This window comes from Streptomyces sp. WY228, from assembly GCF_019287315.1.
Classification (GTDB): Bacteria; Actinomycetota; Actinomycetes; order Streptomycetales; family Streptomycetaceae; genus Streptomyces; species Streptomyces caviscabies.
The window spans coordinates 479155-498090 of the sequence record NZ_CP079114.1 but is presented as its reverse complement, the minus strand read 5'-3'; the positions used below and the strand labels follow the sequence as shown (position 1 = coordinate 498090).

The following is an 18936-nucleotide window of genomic DNA, read 5'->3' as shown; positions in this document are numbered from 1 at the left end:
GCCGGCCCGGGCGCGGCGTCACCGGTCGGGCGCGGCCTCCGGGCGTGCGTACGTACGGCCCTTCCAGGCCGCGCCCCGCCCCCGGTAGTGCTGCACCGCCGAGTCCACCGTCATCAGCAGATACAGCACCGCCGTCAGCGGCAGCAGCGGGCCCAGCCACGGCGACTGGCGGTAGTAGGCCAGCATCGGCAGATACGTCGCCGTCATCACCGCCCACGCCGCACCGCCCGCCCAGGCCGCCACCCCGTCGCCCGTCAGCACCCCCGCCACCAGCGTCGCGGGCGGCGCCACGTACACGAGCAGCAGCCCCGGCACCGTCCCCGCCAGCAGCAGCGGGCTGTGCCGCAGCTGGGCGTACGCACTCCGCGCGACCATCCGCCACAGATCCGCCAGCCGGGGATACGGCCGCACACTGTCCACCCGCTCCGCGAGCCCCAGCCAGATCCGGCCGCCGCCGCGCCGCACCTCCCGCGCCAGCGACACGTCGTCGATCACCGCCTGCCGGATCGACTCCGGGATCCGCGCCCGCTCGGCGGCCTCGGTGCGCAGCAGCACACAGCCCCCGGCCGCGGCCGCCGTCCGCGACCCGGGCCGGTTCACCCGGCGGAACGGGTAGAGCTGCCCGAAGAAGTAGACGAACGCGGGCACCACCAGACGCTCCCAGACGCTCTCCACCCGCAGCCGCGCCATCTGCGACACCAGATCGAAGCCGTCGGAACCGCCGGGACCGGCCGCGGCGACCAGTTCGCGCAGGCTGTCCGGCTCGTGCGCGATGTCCGCGTCGGTCAGCAGCAGGAAGTCCGGCTTCTCCCGCCGGGCCACCGCGATCCCGTGCCGCAGGGCCCACAGCTTGCCCGTCCAGCCCTGCTCCGGCTCCCCGGGCGACACCACGGTCAGCGACAGCCCGCCGTACCGCGCGGCCAGATCCCGGGCCAGCTGCCCGGTGCCGTCACTGCTGCAGTCGTCGACGAGGATGATCCGCGCGTCCCCCGGATAGTCCTGGACCAGCAGCGACGGCAGGCTCACCGGCAGCATCTCCGCCTCGTCGCGGGCCGGCACCACCACCGCCACCGACGGCCAGCGGGCCGGGTCGGTGCGCCGGGGGAGCCGCTGGTCCGTCCGCCAGAAGAAGCCCTGGCCCAGCAGCAGCCACACCCACGCGATCAGCGAACCCACGGCGATCCAGGCAACGGCGCTCATCCGCCGAAGTCTGCCCCACTGAGCCCGGTCCGCAAGGGCTGTCGGCTAGGGTGACCGGGTGAAGATCGCGCTCATGGACTCCGGAATCGGCCTGCTGGCGGCAGCGGCCGCCGTGCGCCGCCTGCGGCCCGACGCCGAACTCGTCCTCTCCAGCGACCCCGGTTCGATGCCCTGGGGGCCCCGCACGCCCGAGGACGTGACCGCCCGCGCACTGGCCGTGGCCCGCGCCGCGGCGGCCCACCGGCCCGACGCGCTGATCATCGCCTGCAACACCGCCTCGGTCCATGCCCTGCCCACGATCCGCGCCGAGCTGGAGCCCGCCCTGCCGGTCATCGGCACGGTCCCCGCGATCAAGCCCGCCGCCGCCGGTGGCGGATCCGTCGCCATCTGGGCCACCCCGGCCACCACCGGCAGCCCCTACCAGCGCGGACTGATCGGCGACTTCGGCGGCTCCGCCGAGGTCACCGAGGTCCCGTGCCCCGGGCTCGCCGACGCCGTGGAGCACGGCGACGAGGCCGCGATCGACCGGGCCGTCGCGGCGGCCGCCGCCCTCACCCCGCCCGACGTCCGGGCCGTCGTCCTCGGCTGCACCCACTACGAGCTGGTCGCCACCCGGATCCGCGACGCCGTGCAGCGGCCCGGCCGCCCGCCGCTCGCCCTGCACGGTTCGGCCGGGGCGGTCGCCGCCCAGGCGCTGCGCCGGATCGGCGCGGATCCCGCCCCGACGGCCGAACCCTCCGGCACACTCACCGTGCTCCGGGGCGGCCGCCCCGCCGCCCTCCCGGAAACCGCCCTGACCTACGCCGAGGGCCGGATCCTGGCGGCCGCGGCCCCCGTCCGCTGAGCGTACTTCTCGCCCGATCGGCCCTCCGAGTCCCCGGCCCGAAACCCGGAACGCGGCTACGCTGCTGCATATGACGGACCACCCCGAGAGTGCGAGGCACGGGTCGAGCCAGGCGCCGCCCACGGAGTGGAACGGCCGCGCCACCAATCGCATGCAGTGGCTGCTGGCCCTGGCGGGCGCGGGCTGTGTGGCGCTCGGCATCGAGCTCGCCGTCGACGGAGCCTGGACCTCGGGCATCGCCCCGCTGCTCATGTCGGTGATCGGCTGCCTCGCCGCCGGACTCCTGATCCTGTTCGGAACGCTCGCCTTCGTCCATGTGTCCGTCAAGGTCGACGGGGACAGCCTGGAGGTGCGCTGCGGCCACGCCGGTCTGCCGCGCCGCCGGATCCTGCTCAGCCATGTGACGGGCGCGGACTTCGTCCCCCGGATCAACCCGCGCCAGTGGGGCGGCTGGGGCTACCGCTGGCGCCCCGAGCAGGGCACCGCCGTCGTGGTCCGCAAGGGCGAGGGCATGGCGCTGCGCCTCGGCGACGGCCGGGTCTTCACCGTCACGGTCGACGACGCGGAGACGGCCGTACGGTTCATCCGGCAACGCCTCCACCTGCCGGCCACCGGCAACCGGCCCGGCGGCCGGTCCGGCGACTGACCGCGTCACCCCACTCCGCCCGCCGACCGCCTCGCCCCGCGCCGCCCGGAAGCCCGGCACCGCCCCGCCCCGCGCCGCCACCGAGCCGTGCGGAGCCGCCCAGGAGCCGCCACCCGTGTCCCGGTCCCGCGCAGGTCAACGCCGCCGCTCACAGCCGCCCACCGTAGACTCCGCCGGGTGAGCGCCACCATGACCCCCGTCGACGACCCGCCGCCCGCCGCAGCACCCCGGGCCGCCCGACTGCTGCCGCGGCTCCTCCGCCCGGCCGCCGCCGTGCTGTCCGGACTCCTGCTCTACGCGAGCTTCCCGCCCCGGACCGTGTGGTGGCTCGTGCTGCCCGGGTTCGCGCTGCTCGGCTGGGTGCTGCACGGCCGCCGGCTCCGGGCCGCCTTCGGGCTGGGCCTCCTGTCGGGCCTCGGCTTCATGCTGCCGCTGCTGCACTGGACCGGCGAGGACGTCGGCCCGGTGCCGTGGCTGGCCCTGGCCGCCGCGGAGGGGCTCTTCATCGCCGTGGGGTGCCTGGGCATCGCCGCGGTGACCCGCCTCGCGTACTGGCCCGTGTGGGCGGCCGCGGTCTGGGTCCTGGACGAGGCGGTCCGCGCCCGGATCCCGTTCGGCGGCTTCCCCTGGGGCAAGATCGCCTTCGGCCAGTCCGAGAGCGCCTTCCTGCCGCTCGCCGCGTTCGGCGGGACCCCGCTGCTCTCCTTCGCCGTCGTGCTGTGCGGCTTCGGGCTCTACGAGGCGGTGCGCCAGGCCCTGGCGTACCGGTCCACCGGCACGCTCCCCCGCGCGGCCGTCGCCGGGGCCGCCGCGAGCGTCCTCGTACCGATCGCCGGCGCCCTCGCGGCCCTGCCCCTGGTCGACGACTCGGCCGAGAACGGCACGGCCACCGTCGCCGCGATCCAGGGCAACGTGCCGCGCCTCGGCCTCGACTTCAACGCCCAGCGCCGCGCCGTCCTCGACAACCACGCCAAGCGCACCACCCAGCTCGCCGACGAGGTGAAGGCGGGCAAGGCGAAGCAGCCCGACTTCGTGCTGTGGCCGGAGAACTCCTCCGACCTCGACCCCTACCTCAACGCGGACGCCCGCCAGGTCATCGACGACGCCGTCAAGGCGATCGGCGCCCCCACGGTCGTCGGCTCGGTCGTCGAGAAGGGCTCCGACAGCCTGCGCAACACCCTGATCGAGTGGGACCCGGACCGGGGCCCCGTCGACACCTACGACAAGCGGCACATCCAGCCGTTCGGCGAGTACATGCCGATGCGCACGGTCGCCCGCTTCTTCAGCGAGGACGTCGACCGGGTGCAGCGCGAGTTCGTCCCCGGCAGCGAGGTCGGCGTCTTCGACCTCGCGGGCACGAAGGTGGGGCTCGTGACCTGTTACGAGGCCGCCTTCGACGACGCCGTACGCGACACCGTGACCCACGGCGGCCGGATGATCGCCGTGCCCAGCAACAACGCGACCTTCGGCCGCAGCGAGATGACCTACCAGCAGCTGGCCATGTCCCAGGTGCGGGCCGTCGAGCACGGCCGGGCCGTCGTCGTCCCCGTCACCAGCGGGGTCAGCGCGGTGATCCGCCCGGACGGCACGATCGTCGAGAAGACCGGGATGTTCACCCCCGACGCCCTCGTCGCCGAGGTGCCGCTGCGCTCCTCGCTCACCCCCGCCACCCGGATGGGCCCGCTGCCCGAGGGCGTCATCGCGCTGCTGGCCCTGGCGGGCCTCGGCTGGGTGGGCGTCTCGGCGCTCCGGGCACGCAGGAGCGGGGGCACCGCGTAGGAGTACCCGGTCCGGCCACGTAGGCTCGGATCCATGGCTACTCCCGACTTCATCCGTGAGATCCGCGCCACCGCCGGGCATCAGCTGCTCCTGCTGCCCGGGGTGACGGCCATCGTCCTCGACGACGAGGGCCGGGTGCTGCTCGGGCGGCGCGCGGACACCGGGAAGTGGTCGGTCATCGGCGGGATCTCCGAGCCGGGCGAGGAGCCCGCGGCGACGGCGGAGCGCGAGGTGCTGGAGGAGACCGGCGTGCACTGCGTCGCCGAGCGGGTGGTGCTCACGCAGGCGCTGGAGCCCGTGCAGTACGCCAACGGCGACCGCTGCCAGTATCTCGACATCACCTTCCGCTGCCGGGCGACCGGCGGCGAGGCGCGCGTCAATGACGACGAGTCGCTGGAGGTGGGCTGGTTCCCGCTGGACGGGCTCCCGCCGCTCGGCGAGTTCGCCCTGTTCCGCATCAAGCAGGCCCTCACCGAGGGCCCCGCCTGGTTCCAGCCCACCCCGCGCACGACCTGAACCGCTACCGCACGGTGAAGGTCCCGGTCGTCCCGGTGAACGGCGTGATCCTGCCCAGCAGGTTCTTCGCGTCCCCGTGGTGCACGATCCGGTAGCTGCCGGGCGCGGTGTCCGCCGCGATGTCCCAGGTGATCGTGGCCTTCGAGGTGCCGGTCAGCCCGTTGAGGCGGGTCCAGCGGTAGGTGGTCTCCCAGTCACCGTCGTCCAGCACCCGCTGCCAGGAGCCGTTCTCCAGCCGCTGCACCTCCAGGAAGGTGGAGCCCCGGCGGACGTTGTTCTTCGGGTGGCCGGTCGCGAACTCGACGGTCGCGGTGGAGCCGCGCGCGTACGAGGCCTCCGGGGCCTTCAGGACCCCGCCGAACGCCTGGCCCGAGGGCGGGTTGTCGTACACGACCCCCGTCTGGAAGGTGAACTGCCGCGCCGACTCGTCCGGCGGCGCCGTGCCCCGCTCCGGGTCGGTGCCCTCGCGCAGGGACGTGGCGATCCGGTCGTACTCCTGTTGGTAGGCGGGCAGGGTGTAGCGGCCGTACAGCGTGGAGCCGCCCTCGTAGTTCTGGGTGTCGTACTCCTCCGGCGTCGTGACGTACTGGCTGTAGGCGTTGGCGTACCCCTGGAGCAGGACGCGGTCCAGCGGGACACCCAGCCGCTCGGCCACCGTGCGGCGCACGCGCAGACCGGAGGTGATCGTGAACTCGCCCGGGGCGGCCACCAGATGCAGCTCGCCGATCTTCATGATCTGCAGCGGGAGGATCTTCGGGGTGACCGGGTGGACGTTGCTCAGCAGACCGGTCGGGATCAGGCTCGCCTTCGGGTACTGGCAGGTCTGCAGCCAGGACGGGGTGTCGATGCGCAGCGCGTCGATGATGCCCGCGACCGGGGTGCGGGTGCCCTCCTCGAAGCCCGGGATCGCCGGGCCGTCCTCGACGCTGCCGGCCAGCGTGGACGCGCCCACGACGGCCGGGCAGGTGCGTTGCTCCTTGCCGTCCGGGGTGTACTCCGGGCGTACGGTCACGTTCTCCATGTCGACGTAGGCGAGCTTGGAGTCCACGCCTCCGGCCACCGGCCGGGCCCTGTCGTAGATCTCGCGGGCCTTGTCGAGCTGCCGCTCACCGATGATGCGCGTGTTCTCGAACTCGTCCTCGGTGGGCCCGGATCCGGGCTTCAGGTTGAGGTTCGGCGACATGTCGCCGGCGTTGGTGTTCGGGAAGGCCGCGACGAACCCCGGGGTGTCGTCGAGATAGCGCACGCCCTCGTGGTCGTGCTCCCAGGCGTAGGCGGCGTACCCCTTGTTGTCCGGGCTGATGAGCGTGTTCTTGTTGGTGATCGAGGTGTTGTGGGTGGCGAACCAGCTGATCGCGCCCGCGTCCTTGTCACCCTGCTTGAAGCGCAGCACGGTCATCGCCGGGTCGATCGCGTCGGGGAAGGCCGCCCGGTCGGCCGCCGGGTTGCGGTCGAACGCCTCCCGGGAGCGGTTGACGCTGGCGTTGGTGAGCGTCCCCGTGCCCAGACTCATCGTGCCGGGCTTCAGGTCCTCGTGGGCCTTCGCGACGGAGTCCGTGATGCCGTCGACGATCGCCCGGTAGGTCTCCTTCTGGAAGCCGAGGACGGAGAGGTTGTAGGCGACGTGGTGGGAGTGCCCGCCGGGCCCCGAGTGGGTGTGCGTGGCCGACAGCAGCACGTTCTCCTCGTCGTACAGGCTTCCGTAACGCTCCTTCAGCCGGGCGATGACCCCCTGCTGGACGGACTGGAAGATCATCGCGAGGTCGGCGTTGACGTACACCACACGCTTGCCGCTCGACCGGTCGACGACGACGAAGGCGCGCGACCTCTGCCGCTGATGGATGCCCGAGGTCTTCTGGTCGAAGCTGGAGTAGCCCATCATCCCGGTCTCGGCGGCCTCGCCCGTGACATCGGCGATGCCGCGCCCGACGAGATAGCCCCCGTGGTCGGCGGCGCCCGAAGCGGTGGCGGGGGAGGGGGCGCCGAGGGTGACCGCCCCGAGGGCGGCGGCGAGCACCGCGACGGGGAGCCTGCGCCGGGAGCGGCGGGTGGTGGGGGGTGGCATGGAACCTCCTGGGGCGGGAGACGGGTTGCCCGGGCCCGGTCGGCGGCTCACCGATGTGGAGGGGCCGGGGCAGTGCCCCGACGGTAGAGGAGTGTGACCTGCGTCGCATAGATGTCTACCGGCCAGTAAAGAGGAAGGCGGTCCGTGCGCGAACGGCCGTGCGACGGTGCGATAGTTGGGGCGCGTCGGCACAGTGCCGACCGAAGGGGGTGCCGTGCACTACGAACTGGCCGACCGGCTGGTCATCGGGATCGCGTCCAGCGCTCTCTTCGACCTGACCGAGTCGGACGCCGTCTTCCAGGAACAGGGCGAGGAGGGCTACCGCGCCTACCAGGAGCAGCACGTCGGCGACCGGCTCCGCCCGGGGACCGCGTTCCCCTTCATCCGGCGTCTGCTGTCGCTGAACGACCTGGGCGAGGTGAACGACCCGTTGGTCGAGGTCATCGTCCTGTCCCGCAACGATCCCGACACCGGACTGCGGGTCATGCGCTCCATAGAGGGCCACGGTCTGCCCATCAGCCGGGCCATCTTCACGCAGGGCCGCTCGCCCCACCGGTTCATGCCCGCCCTCAACATGTCCCTGTTCCTGTCGGCGAACGAACAGGACGTCCGGGACGCGGTCGCCGCCGGGCTGCCCGCCGGACATGTCCTGGGCGCTCCGTACGAGGACGACGTGGACGACCACGACCTGCGGATCTCCTTCGACTTCGACGGGGTCCTGGCCACGGACGCGTCGGAGCAGGTGTTCCAGGAGGGCGGCATCGAGAAGTTCCGCGCCCACGAGGTCACCCACGCCGGGGTTCCGCACGACGCCGGGCCGCTGCGGGACTTCCTGGCGAACGTGAACCGGATCCAGCAGTGCGAGGAGCTGGAACGCCGGAAGAACCCCGACTACCGGACCCGTCTGCACGTCTCCATCGTCACGGCACGCAACGCGCCCGCGCACGAGCGCGCGGTGCAGAGCCTCAAGGGCTGGGGCGTGACCGTGAACGACGCGTTCTTCCTCGGCGGCATCGACAAGGGGCGGATCATGAAGATCCTGAAGCCGCACATCTTCTTCGACGACCAGCAGGGCCACCTGGAGAGCACCTCGCGGACCACCCCGAGCGTGCATGTGCCGTTCGGGAAGCTCAACGAACCGGTGGCGCCCGCGGCCCCGGACGCCTGAACACGTACCCGCGCGGCCGACCGGTTCAGCCGGCGCCCTCCGGCCGGTGCACCGTCACCTCCCCGTACGCGGAGAGCGCGGCCGGCAGATCGACGGCGGTGCCGCGCAGGGTGGCGTCCAGGAAGGACCGGGTCGCCCCGGCCGTGATGCGGGGGCCTTCCGTACGGCCAGGGGAACCGATGACGCCGGGCACCGGCGGCAGGTAGAGCGGGGCGTCGGTGAAGGTGAGGTGCGCGGCGCCGGGCACGGTCAGCCGGTAACCCGCTGTGTCGCTGAGCTCCAGCACCCGGGTCAGCCGGGGCAGATAGTCCGGGTCGGTCCGCGGTCCGATCTCCTGGGTCAGGGCCAGCACGGGCTGCTCGAAACGATCGCCGACGGGCCCGTGCGGAAAGCCGTCCAGATCGACGACCGCGTCGAACCGGCGGTCCTGACGGGCCGCCCGCAACGCGGCCGCGCCGCCGAGCGAGTGCCCGGCCGCCGCGACCCGCCCGGTGTCGATCCGCCCGGCCAACGGCCCTTCGTCCTCGCCCCGGTCCAGCCGCTCCAGCCGGCTGAGCACCGCCCGCAGATCACCGGCGCGCGTCCGGGTCCACCCCTCCGCCGCCGCCCGGTCCTTCGCCCGGTCGCCGGTGGCCGAGACCCGGGTACGGAGGGTCCGCCCGTCCGACAGGACCACGGCGGCGGAGTCGTACGGATGGTCGACGGCCGCCACGACATAGCCGTGGGAGGCCAGTTCCTCCGCCCAGGCGGTGTTCTGGGTGCGCACACCGCCGAGCCCGGGCGAGAACACCACCACCGGGAAGCGCCCGCCGCCGTCCGCGACCGGCGCACCCGGCACCGCGTGGCTTTGGGCGCGCGGCAGGGAGTCGAGCAGAAATCCGGGTACCCCGGCGTAGTCCGCCAACGCCGAGGAGACCGTGCGCGCCTCCGCCTCCGTACGTCCGAGGTACCGCGCCCGCCGGGCGTCCGGACCGCTCCGGCCCGCCGGGTACCAGAGCTGCACCACGAGCGTGCGCGGCTCCGCGTCCGGACCGGCTCCGGCGGGGCGCGCGGACCACTCCAGCGCCTCGGTGCCCACCGGGAAGTCCCCCGAGGGCGCGGGGAAGTTCGGCACCGGAAACGCCCATACGGACACGCAGCCGCCGACCCGGGCCAGCCACCCGGGCCCGCCACGCGCCGGGCCACCACCGGTGACGAGGACGGTCACCGATCCCGCCAGCAACGCTCCGGCGGCGAGCGCGGCCGGTCCGCGCAGCCGCTCGGGGAGCCAGCGGGCCGCCACGAGGACGAGGGCGCCGAGCACGGCGAGGGCTTCCGGGGCGGACAACGGCAGCCCCGCGGTCGGATCGTTCATCCGGACATCGTCCGGCCGGCCGGCGGCCCGCCGCATCGCGCTCACGTCGCAACCGTGTGCGACCTGAGACGCATACGGAGAGGGCGCGTGTCATCCCGTACGCGTACCCCGTCGTACGGGCGGATCCGGTCCGAACCCCGGCCGGGTCCGGACCGCTCCCGTGGTCAGCAGCCGAGTGAGATCTCCTGGCTCCACGCGTCGTAGTTGATGTGGTCGCTGTCCCAGCCGTGCGTTCGCACCTGGTACGTGTGCGTGCCACCGACACAGGGGACGCCGGTCGAGTAGACGAAGTTGAACGCACCGTCCCGCCAGAACTCGGCGGACTTCACCAGAGCGCCGTCACGGAAGAGCTTCACATAGATCTTCGCACCGCCGTCCGGAGGCAGCGTGGAACAGTTCCACGGAGCCTCGGCCCAGACGTAGTCGCCGGTGTGCATCGGGTTGCTCGCGCTCACCGAGCACTGTCCGAGGGCCTCGGCCTGCCGGGCGGTCGCCGGAGCCGTGGCGAGGCCCGATACGGCCCCGGCCAGGGCCAGACCGGCGAGAAGACGCTTCATGGCGGGAATCGGGAACATGGTGGACTCCGGATCTCTGTCGGGACGGCCACCCGGAGCGGACGCCCCTCACTCTGCGTACCTGAGGTCACGATCATGATACGCAGAGTGACGACGCGGGGGGTGGTGTGGGCTGTGCCGCGCCACGCCCGCTGAGCCGGACGGACGAGCGCCGCGGCCCCGTCTCCACCGCGTGCCGTCGAACGGCGGGGTACGGTCACCACCAGGCCCCGACCAGCGTGAATCCGGTCAACGGCCGTGCACGGACAGCGAGTAGAGGAGAGAGATGAGCGTCGACGACGAAGAATTCCGCCGCAGCATCCGGTCCGACGTTCCCCACTCGGCGCGCGTCTGGAACGCGTGGCTGGGCGGCAAGGACCACTACCCGGTGGACCGGGAGCTGGCCGAGGTGGTGAGCGCGGCCTACCCGCAGATGGTCGACATCGCCCGAGCCTCGCGCGCGTTCCAGATCCGCGCGATCCGCTACCTCGCCTCGGCGGGAGTGCGCCAGTTCCTGGACGTCGGGACCGGGCTGCCGGTGGCGAACAGCACCCATGAGGTGGCGCAGAGCATCGCGCCCGACTCGCGGATCGTCTATGTGGACAACGACCCGATCGTCCTCGCCCACGCCGAGGCGCTCCTGACCAGCGCCCCGGAAGGCCGCACGGCCTATGTGGACGCCGATCTGTCCGCGACGGACACGGTGGTGGACGAGGCGGCGAAGACGCTCGACCTGTCCCGGCCCGTCGCCGTGCTCCTGCTCTCGACCCTCGGACACCTCGTCCCGGCCGAGGGCATCGAGGTCGTCCAGCGGTATCTGTCCCGGATGCCCTCGGGCAGCTATCTGGTGCTGTGCGACACGGTGAAGACCCCCCAGACGCTGGCGGCCCAGGAGGCGTACGCGTCGGGCGACAACCCGCCCTACCTCGTCCGGGAACCGGAGGAGATCACCGGCTGTGCCGAGGGCCTGGAGCTGGTCGAACCCGGTTTCGGCCCGATTGACCGCTGGCGGCCCGAGGAGGAGGACGCGGTGCCCGTCGACCAGTGGGGCCTGGTCGCCCGCAAGCCGTGATCGCGGGCGCGGGCGTCGCCGTGGCCACCGCCGTACGGCGGTGCGGTTCATCCGCTCCGCCTCCGGTTGGCCGTGTCCTCGCGCAGTCGACCGGCGTGGCGGGTGAGTGAATCGACGCGGTCCGCCAATTGCCGGTGACCCGGCGCGAGATGAGGATGGAGTGCGCCGAGCGGGGTGACCAGGGCGGCGGCGTCGTCGGTCCCGAGCGCCTGGCGGAGCCGGTCCAGCGAGCCGTCCGCCGAGCTGGGGAGGTCGGCCAGTGCGGTGATCTGTCCGGCAAGGGACCGCAGGTCCGCTGCGTTCTCCCGGGCCCAGGTGGTGATCGACCGGTCCCCCGCCCGGCGGTCCCGGGTCGCCTGGACCCGCTGCTCGCCGGTGCTGCCCGCGGAGCCGGGGCGCAGCCGCAGATAGCGTCGCTCGGCGGCCTGCCGGCTGGCGACGCCCAGCGGGTCGGCGAGGTCGGCCCAGCTCGCTCCCGCCGCTCGGGCCGTCTCGATCAGTCCGGTCTCCCAGCCCGCGAGTTGCTCCCGCACCTCGCGCAACAGCTGGAGCGAGGCCAGGGCCTGGGCTCTCTCGGTGTCCGGTGCGGAGCCGGTCGCGTCACCGGTGCCGGCATGCGCGTCACGGACCGCCTCGTCGATGGCCTTGAGGGCCGCCGACGCCGCGAGGAAGGTGATGGCGTCCGGCGCGGGGCGGTCGGGCCGTTCGGGGTGGGCTGATGCGGGCACGGGGTCTCCTTGGCACTCTCGAGGATTCTGTCGTCCTTTCGGTGACATGGTCAGTTGTCATCGAATGGATGACATGCTACAACGGTGTCAGGTGAAAAGCACGGGCTGTCCGCCCGATCGACTGGAGGTGTTTCCGTCATGCTGATGCGTACCGACCCCTTCCGTGAACTCGACCGGATCTCCGAGCAACTCCTGCGCCCCGGCACCTGGTCGCGGCCTTCGGCGATGCCGATGGACGCGTACCGCGAGGGCGACGAGTACGTGGTCGCATTCGATCTCCCCGGGGTCTCGCCGGACGCGATCGACATCGACGTCGAGCGGAACATGCTGACCGTCAAGGCCGAGCGCCGGCCCGTGGCGAACGCCGATCGCGTGCAGATGGAGCTCTCCGAGCGTCCGCTCGGCGCTTTCTCCCGGCAGATCGTCCTCGCGGACACGCTCGACACCGAACACATCGACGCCGACTACGAGGCGGGTGTGCTGACCCTGCGCATCCCGATCGCCGAGCGCGCCAAGCCGCGGAAGATCGCCATCGGCGGGGAGTCCCGGCGCAAGCAGATCAAGGGCTGACCGAGGTCGGTCCGCGACAGCGGCGAGGGCCGGGACGGATCTCCCCCTCTTCCTCCGGTCCCGGCTCCCGCCCACCCCGTTCGAGGGGGCAGCCGAGATGACGCTGCGACGGGAGTCGTTCCTGGACCGGGTCCGGGAACGTGGCGAGTACGGGACGCGGACGGAGGCCGAACGCGCCGCGCGCGTCGTCGCGGACGCGGCCGGCGGGGATCCCACCCGGCGCATCCCGCTTCAACTGCCTCCCGACTACGACGTGTTCTTCGGCGGGCGGGCGAGGGACACCTGACGTGATCCACCTCGCCCGCCCGTCCCCACCGACGAGAAGGACTGCCGCCACGATGATCCACGAACCTCGGAAGACCGGCGCACCGGAGGGTACGACGACCGGCCGTCTGCTGGAGAAGATCCGCTACGAGGGCGCCTATCCGACGCGCGAACGCGCCGAGGAGAGCCTCCGCGCGGTACTGGGCGCGCTCGGCCGTCAGGTCACCGGCGACGAACGCGTCGCGCTCGCCGCCGCACTGCCCAGAGAGGCCGCGCTGGTCTTCACCGCCGAAGTCCCTGCGGTGCGGCAGTGCTCCGGAGCCGCCTTCGTCCGCGATCTCGCCGAGCGGACCGGAGGCACTCCGGCGACCGCGCGGTGGGACGCCGGCGTCGTCCTCAGTCAGATCGCCTCAGTGGTCGGCGACGACCTCGTCGCCCGGATCGTCGCCCAGCTGCCGCCCGGCTACGCGCTCCTCTTCGGCCGCGCCGAACTACTGGCGCAGGCCGCCTGATCCGGTGGCTTCGTGGCGGCACCGGAATCGGTGCCGCCACTCGCTGCGTCTGCTCGCCGCCTGGGCGGGCCCTACCGGCGGATCGTCACCGGCTCGATCTCCGCGTTGTTGTGCCGGCGAGCCCAGTTCTCCAGGGCGACCCGGCAGGCGTGGTCGAGATGGCGCAGCCCGGTCAGGTCCAGCTCTATGGGCTGATCCTGCGGGAGCTGTTCCAACTGCTCCAGGATGCGGGGCAGTCGTAGGAAGGTGGCGTTGCCGGTGAGCGTCACCACGACCCGGCCGCCGGTGAGCTGGTGGGTGGTGAGCTGTACGTGCGAGGTCTCCCAGGCCGACTTGACCACGGCCAGCAGCAGACCGAGCACCACCCCCTCGAAGAGGTTGGTCACCACGATGGCGATCGCGGTGATAGCCAACAGCACGGCCTCGCCCCGGTGTTCGCGCCACAGCGGGCCGAACTCCTTGGCGGGCACCAGCTTGCATCCGGCGTGCACGAGGATCCCGGCGAGGGAGGCCAGCGGGATGATCCCGACGGCGGCGGGCAGCAGCGCGGCGAAGAGCAGCAGCCACAGACCGTGGGCGATCCGGGAGAGCGCGGTGGTCGCCCCGGCCTGGACGTTGGCGGCGCTGCGGACGATGACCGCGGTCATCGGCAGTGCCCCGAGCGCCCCGCAGATGGTGTTGCCGACGCCCTGGGCCACCAGCTCCTTGTCGTAGTCGGTACGGGGTCCGTCGTGCATCCGGTCGATGGCCGCCGCGCTGAACAGGCTCTCGGCCGAGGCGATGAGGGCGAAGGCCAGCACGGTGCCGATGACCGCCACATCGGCGAGCCGGCCGAACTCCGCCCCGCCGGGCAGATCGATGGCGTGCAGCAGCCCGTTCACATCGGCCACCGCGGGCCGCAGCCCCGCCAGGGAGGCGACGGCGGTGGCGAGTGCGACCGCGGCCAGTGGCGCCGGGACGATGCGTACGGTGGCCGGGAGTCTCGGCCACAGCAGGAGCACGGCGACCGTTCCGGCGCCCAGGCCGAAGGCGGTCAGGGCCTCCTGGTCGGTGACGATCTCGGCGGCGAGACCGGGGAGTCCGGCCAGCTTGGCGAGCCCGCTGCCCGGCTGTTCGGTGTCGGCCATGGCGTACACCTGGCCGAGCACGATGATCAGGCCGATGCCGGCGAGCATGCCCTGCACCACGGAGACGGAGATGGCGCGGAACCAGCGGCCGAAGCGCGCCAGGCCCAGCACCACCTGGAGCAGCCCGGCGGCCAGCACGATCGGACCGAGCGTGCTGAGCCCGAATTCCTTGACCGCCTCGAAGACGAGCACGGTGAGTCCGGCGGCGGGGCCGCTGACCTGGAGCTTGCTGCCCGGCAGAAAGCCGACGACGAGCCCGCCGACGATGCCGGTGACCAGGCCCAGTTCGGCCGGTACTCCGGAGGCGACGGCGACGCCGACGCACAGCGGCAGCGCGACCAGGAAGACGACGAGTGACGCCAGCAGATCGCGTCGTACGACGTGGGGGTTCTTGAGTTCCTTCGCGGAAATCACGGTGGCTTCCCTTGTGGGTACGGTCGCGCCCGGCCGGGGCCGGGCACGTGATGGTGGGGGGAGGGAAGCCGTCAGAGGCGGGCGAACTCGGTCCCGCGCTCGGGTCGGTGAACACTGATGGAACCGGTGTCCACCTCGTAGTACCAGGCGTGCAGGCCGAGAGAGCCCTCGGCGAGGCGCTCGCGCACCGCGGGGTAGCCGCGCAGGGTGTCGAGCTGGGCGAGGGCGTGGGCCTGGATCGCCCCGGGGAGATCGGCGGGGTCCGCCGCCGGATCTCTGCCGTCCGTGGAGTGCTCCAGCCAGTGGCGGACGGCGGGCATGGCGGAGAGGTCGTCGCCGCGGAACACGGCGCCCACCGCGCCGCAGTGGGAGTGCCCGCACACGATGATGTCGCGCACCTGGAGCATGCGCAGCGCGTACTCGATGGTCGCGGCCTCACCGGTGGGCCGGTCCTGCGCCGGGTAGCGCGGCACGATGTTTCCGGCGGTGCGGAGTTCGAAGAGCTGTCCCGGGCGGGCGCCGGTGAACAGCGAAGGGACGACACGTGAATCGGAACACGTGACGAAGAGTGCTTCGGGGGTCTGGCCGTCCGCGAGGCGTTCGAAATCCTTTGCGTTCGCGGCGACGTGCTCGGTGAATGTCCGGGCGTGGTCTACGAGGGATTGCATGGTGGCCTGCCTCCTGCATCCGGCGGTGCCGGGGAGCGGTGTGGTCGGGTCATATCGACGAATGCGTTAGTTGTATCCGTATACGTGTTCGGAAGAGATGAAGGGTTCCTCACCTTGAGGTTTGCCGGACGGCAGCCGTCATGAGGCTCGCTCCGGTCACTCCGCACGGATACGACTACAGCTGAGCATATAGACCGGAACTTTGCTATCGCATTACCTTCTCGTGAAGGAACGTAAATGCGCCACCCAAGTCATTCATTCGGCTTGTTCTTTGTGATAGCCAATGGGTGGAGAGTTCCGAGAGGTAGGCCTGCGACGTCAGATACGCCGGCCGTGCACGAAGAAGTGCGGCTCGGGTGCGCCCGCCGGATGGTCCGGGGTGAACAGCGCGCTGTGCGTCCACTCCACGATGACGCCCGCCCGCTCGGTCAGCGCGGTGAACTCCTCGGCCCCGAAACTGGAGACCCGCACCGGCTGCCCCATGAACACCGCGTCGACGTCCGCGACGTCCACCGGCACCGTCGCGACGGCCAGCAGCCCGCCGGGCCGCAGCGACCGGGCGAGCCGCTCCAGCAGCTCGCCCTGCTCGCCGCGCGACAACTGGAGCAGCGAGAAGTACACACAGACCGCGTCGAACTCGCCCTCGGCCAGCGGGAGGTCACGGATGTCCGCACAGCGGAACTCGGCCCCCGGCACCTGCCGGGCCGCCAGCGCGGTCATCACCGGCGACACATCGACGCCCAGCACCCGGTGACCCGCGTCCGCCAGGGTCCGCGCGGTGGGCCGGCCCGTCCCGCTGCCCACGTCCAGCACCCGGCTCCCCGGTGCGAGGTCCGTCAGCAGTCTCTCCAGCGACTCGCGGTGGGCGGCCGATGAGGCGAAGGCCTGTTCGTACTCCGCGCCCAGCGCGTCGAACACCGCCGCGGCGGGACTTCCGTGCCCCTCGCCCACGCGTCCCTGGCTGTCACCCATCGAGGCGGTCCTTCCGTGCTCCGGCGGCCGGCCGGGAGCCATCTGCCCGGCCGCTGTCAGCGTCCCCCGGGGAGCGCCTGAGTATGCCGGGCCCGCACTCCTGAGTACGTTCCCCGATGTTCCGGACCGCGGGCCGCTGTTCGATGGCCGTATGACCTCCGAAGCGCCGCGCCACCCCCGTATCCAGCACGTCACGACCGCCGGTTCCGCCCTGGCCGTCACGCTGCTCCCGCTGGTGGTCGGCGTGCTGCTGGCCAAGACCATGGCGGCGGACCCGATGACCTCGGTGAACGCGCTCGTCACCAACGGCGGGCACCGGCCGCGGGTGTCGCCGAAGGAGTGGCGCCGGTGCGGCGGCCACGCGCTGCGCCGGCTTCGTACCGCCGAGCGGCCGTCCCTCACCCGCATCGGCACGCGCTGACGCCGTCCGGCCGGTGGGATCCGGCCGGACGGCGTCAGCGCGTGCCGTGTGTACGGGGGTGGCTGCGGGGCGCCGGGTCAGCAGACCGGCTGGGCCTGTCGGCGCTCCTCCGACGACGGCCGCTCGAACTGGGTGCGGTACAGCTGCTCGTACCGTCCGCCGGCCGCCAGCAGCTCGGTGTGGGTGCCGTTCTCGACGACCCGGCCCGCCTCCACGACCAGGATCCGGTCGGCCGCCCGTACGGTCGAGAGCCGGTGGGCGATCACCAGGGCGGTCCGGCCCGCCAGCGCTTCGGTCAGCGCCTCCTGGACGGCGGCCTCCGAGGTGGAGTCGAGGTGCGCGGTCGCCTCGTCGAGGATCACGACCCGCTGACGGGCCAGCAGCAGCCGGGCGATGGTGAGCCGCTGGCGCTCCCCGCCGGAGAGCCGGTAGCCGCGCTCGCCCACCACCGTGTCGAGGCCGTCCGGCAGTGAGGCGATCAGCCCGTCGAGCCGCGAGCGGCGCAGCGCGTCCCAGATGTCGTCCTCGGTGGCGTCGGGCCGGGCGAGCAGCAGGTTGGCCCGCACGGACTCGTGGAAGAGGTGTCCGTCCTGGGTGACCATGCCGAGCGTGTCCCGGATCGAGTCGGCGCTCAGATCGCGTACGTCGACACCGTTCAGCCGTACGGAACCGGCGTCCGCGTCGTACAGCCGGGGCAGCAGCTGCGCGATCGTCGACTTGCCCGCACCGGACGAGCCCACCAGCGCGATCATCTGGCCCGGTTCGGCGCGGAAGGAGACATCGTGCAGGACCGGTGTGCCGCCGCGGTCGTCGAGCGTGGCGACCTCCTCCAGCGAGGCGAGCGAGACCTTGTCGGCGGTGGGGTAACCGAAGGAGACCCGGTCGAACTCCACGGAGACCGGACCCTCCGGCACCGTCCGGGCGTCCGGCTTCTGTTCGATCAGCGGCTTGAGGTCCAGGATCTCGAAGACCCGCTCGAAGCTGACGAGCGCGCTCATCACCTCGACCCGCGCCCCGGCCAGCGCGGTGAGCGGTGCGTACAGCCGGGTCAGCAGCAGCGCCAGCGCCACCACGGCCCCCGGCTCCAGGGTGCCGCGCAGGGCGTAGAAGCCGCCGAGTCCGTAGACCAGGGCCAGCGCCAGGGCGGAGACCAGGGTGAGGGCGGTGATGAACGCCGACTGGGCCATCGCCGTGCGGATGCCGATGTCACGCACCCGGTCGGCGCGGGCGGCGAACTCGGCGGACTCGTCGGAGGGCCGCCCGAAGAGCTTGACGAGTGTCGCGCCGGGGGCGGAGAACCGCTCGGTCATCTGAGTGCCCATCGCGGCGTTGTGGTCGGCCGCCTCCCGCTGGAGTCCGGCCATCCTGACACCCATCCGGCGGGCCGGCACGACGAACACCGGGAGCAGCACCAGCGAGAGCAGGGTGATCTGCCAGGAGATCGTGAGCATCACCGCGAGCGTCAGCAACAGCGTGACGAGGTTGGAGACGACGCCGGAGAGCGTGTTGCTGAAGGCCCGTTGTGCGCCGATCACATCGTTGTTGAGCCGGCTGACCAGGGCGCCGGTCCGGGTCCGGGTGAAGAAGGCCACCGGCATCTTCTGCACATGGTCGAAGACGGCGGTGCGCAGATCCAGGATCAGGCCCTCGCCCAGCGTCGACGACAGCCAGCGGGTGAGCAGACCGAGACCGGCCTCGACGACGGCGATGAGCGCGATGAGCAGGGCCAGCCGGGTGACCGTGCCGGTGTCCTCGCCGTTGACGATCGCGTCGACGACCTTTCCGGCCAGCACCGGGGTGGCCACCGCGAGCAGCGCGGTGAGGACGCTCAGCAGCAGGAAGCGGTAGATCCGCCGCCGGTGCGGCCGGGCGAAGAGCATGATGCGGCGCAACGCCTTCCGGGAGAACGGCCGGCGGTCCTGCTGGGCGTTCATCGCGCTGTGCAGCGAATGCCACGCGGTGACTTCCATGTCCATGGGGCGCTCCGAATTCTGATGGCCTGCGGATGGCCGACGGCCTGCGGACCCTGTCGGCCGTGCGGCCCGGGTTCCTTCGGAACGCT

Annotated in this window: 19 protein-coding genes; 10 read left to right on the top strand and 9 right to left on the bottom strand. The window is 72.3% G+C overall.

The window, feature by feature from the left end; all coding sequences use genetic code 11:
• Positions 1-18 precede the first annotated feature (18 nt).
• A complete protein-coding gene (locus tag KV381_RS02115) occupies positions 19-1200 on the bottom strand; it encodes a glycosyltransferase (RefSeq protein ID WP_030082300.1) in 1182 nt (393 codons plus the stop codon).
• A 58-nt stretch (positions 1201-1258) separates the two neighbouring features.
• Here KV381_RS02115 and KV381_RS02110 point away from each other — a divergent pair, with 58 nt between their 5' ends.
• The 4 genes from KV381_RS02110 to KV381_RS02095 all read left to right on the top strand — a co-directional run bounded on the left by KV381_RS02110 (position 1259) and on the right by KV381_RS02095 (position 4985).
• On the top strand, positions 1259-2044 hold the full coding sequence (locus KV381_RS02110) for a glutamate racemase (RefSeq protein ID WP_103547013.1): 786 nt from the start codon (positions 1259-1261) through the stop codon (positions 2042-2044).
• Positions 2045-2114: 70 nt separating this feature from the next.
• On the top strand, positions 2115-2690 hold the full coding sequence (locus KV381_RS02105) for a hypothetical protein (RefSeq protein ID WP_193464175.1): 576 nt from the start codon (positions 2115-2117) through the stop codon (positions 2688-2690).
• Between the two features lie 189 nt (positions 2691-2879).
• On the top strand, positions 2880-4469 hold the full coding sequence (lnt, locus tag KV381_RS02100) for an apolipoprotein N-acyltransferase (protein WP_218787164.1): 1590 nt from the start codon (positions 2880-2882) through the stop codon (positions 4467-4469).
• A 33-nt stretch (positions 4470-4502) separates the two neighbouring features.
• On the top strand, positions 4503-4985 hold the full coding sequence (locus tag KV381_RS02095) for an NUDIX domain-containing protein (protein ID WP_086778631.1): 483 nt from the start codon (positions 4503-4505) through the stop codon (positions 4983-4985).
• A 4-nt stretch (positions 4986-4989) separates the two neighbouring features.
• On the opposite strand, the gene KV381_RS02090 is transcribed toward KV381_RS02095, so the two are convergent.
• Positions 4990-7050 carry a neutral/alkaline ceramidase gene (locus KV381_RS02090; protein WP_218784342.1) on the bottom strand — a complete coding sequence of 687 codons (2061 nt, stop codon included), beginning with the start codon at positions 7048-7050 and terminating at the stop codon, positions 4990-4992.
• A 214-nt stretch (positions 7051-7264) separates the two neighbouring features.
• Here KV381_RS02090 and KV381_RS02085 point away from each other — a divergent pair, with 214 nt between their 5' ends.
• Positions 7265-8218, top strand: coding sequence for a 5'-nucleotidase (locus KV381_RS02085; protein WP_218784341.1), 954 nt, complete (start codon positions 7265-7267; stop codon positions 8216-8218).
• 25 nt (positions 8219-8243) lie between these two features.
• Here KV381_RS02085 and KV381_RS02080 read toward each other — a convergent pair whose 3' ends face one another.
• Together KV381_RS02080 and KV381_RS02075 are read right to left on the bottom strand one after the other, a co-directional pair.
• Positions 8244-9572, bottom strand: a complete 1329-nt coding sequence (locus KV381_RS02080) for a dienelactone hydrolase family protein (RefSeq protein WP_218784340.1) — start codon at positions 9570-9572, stop codon at positions 8244-8246.
• A gap of 164 nt (positions 9573-9736) precedes the next feature.
• Positions 9737-10129, bottom strand: a complete 393-nt coding sequence (locus KV381_RS02075; RefSeq protein WP_158688306.1) for a hypothetical protein — start codon at positions 10127-10129, stop codon at positions 9737-9739.
• A 283-nt stretch (positions 10130-10412) separates the two neighbouring features.
• Between KV381_RS02075 and KV381_RS02070 the strand changes: the two genes are divergently transcribed.
• Complete coding sequence (locus tag KV381_RS02070) at positions 10413-11198, top strand: SAM-dependent methyltransferase (RefSeq protein ID WP_030630153.1); 786 nt, start codon at positions 10413-10415, stop codon at positions 11196-11198.
• Positions 11199-11245: 47 nt separating this feature from the next.
• On the opposite strand, the gene KV381_RS02065 is transcribed toward KV381_RS02070, so the two are convergent.
• Positions 11246-11926 carry a hypothetical protein gene (locus tag KV381_RS02065; protein ID WP_030630155.1) on the bottom strand — a complete coding sequence of 227 codons (681 nt, stop codon included), beginning with the start codon at positions 11924-11926 and terminating at the stop codon, positions 11246-11248.
• A gap of 138 nt (positions 11927-12064) precedes the next feature.
• Between KV381_RS02065 and KV381_RS02060 the strand changes: the two genes are divergently transcribed.
• From KV381_RS02060 to KV381_RS02050, 3 genes are all read left to right on the top strand, one after another.
• Positions 12065-12496, top strand: a complete 432-nt coding sequence (locus KV381_RS02060) for an Hsp20/alpha crystallin family protein (RefSeq protein ID WP_193464179.1) — start codon at positions 12065-12067, stop codon at positions 12494-12496.
• 97 nt (positions 12497-12593) lie between these two features.
• Positions 12594-12782, top strand: a complete 189-nt coding sequence (locus tag KV381_RS02055; protein WP_193464180.1) for a hypothetical protein — start codon at positions 12594-12596, stop codon at positions 12780-12782.
• A gap of 52 nt (positions 12783-12834) precedes the next feature.
• On the top strand, positions 12835-13272 hold the full coding sequence (locus KV381_RS02050) for a DUF2267 domain-containing protein (RefSeq protein ID WP_030082326.1): 438 nt from the start codon (positions 12835-12837) through the stop codon (positions 13270-13272).
• Between the two features lie 71 nt (positions 13273-13343).
• Here KV381_RS02050 and KV381_RS02045 read toward each other — a convergent pair whose 3' ends face one another.
• The 3 genes from KV381_RS02045 to KV381_RS02035 form a co-directional block, all read right to left on the bottom strand.
• A complete protein-coding gene (locus KV381_RS02045; protein WP_218784339.1) occupies positions 13344-14813 on the bottom strand; it encodes a SulP family inorganic anion transporter in 1470 nt (489 codons plus the stop codon).
• 71 nt (positions 14814-14884) lie between these two features.
• Entirely contained in the window at positions 14885-15481 is a 597-nt protein-coding gene (locus tag KV381_RS02040; RefSeq protein ID WP_030082330.1) for a carbonic anhydrase, read from the bottom strand.
• Between the two features lie 318 nt (positions 15482-15799).
• The gene (locus KV381_RS02035; protein WP_218784338.1) at positions 15800-16453 is read right to left on the bottom strand and encodes a bifunctional 2-polyprenyl-6-hydroxyphenol methylase/3-demethylubiquinol 3-O-methyltransferase UbiG; all 654 of its coding nucleotides are present in this window, start codon (positions 16451-16453) and stop codon (positions 15800-15802) included.
• A 151-nt stretch (positions 16454-16604) separates the two neighbouring features.
• Between KV381_RS02035 and KV381_RS02030 the strand changes: the two genes are divergently transcribed.
• Positions 16605-16874, top strand: a complete 270-nt coding sequence (locus KV381_RS02030; RefSeq protein WP_030082335.1) for a hypothetical protein — start codon at positions 16605-16607, stop codon at positions 16872-16874.
• 77 nt (positions 16875-16951) lie between these two features.
• Here KV381_RS02030 and KV381_RS02025 read toward each other — a convergent pair whose 3' ends face one another.
• On the bottom strand, positions 16952-18850 hold the full coding sequence (locus KV381_RS02025) for an ABC transporter ATP-binding protein (RefSeq protein ID WP_030082337.1): 1899 nt from the start codon (positions 18848-18850) through the stop codon (positions 16952-16954).
• Positions 18851-18936: the final 86 nt, after the last annotated feature.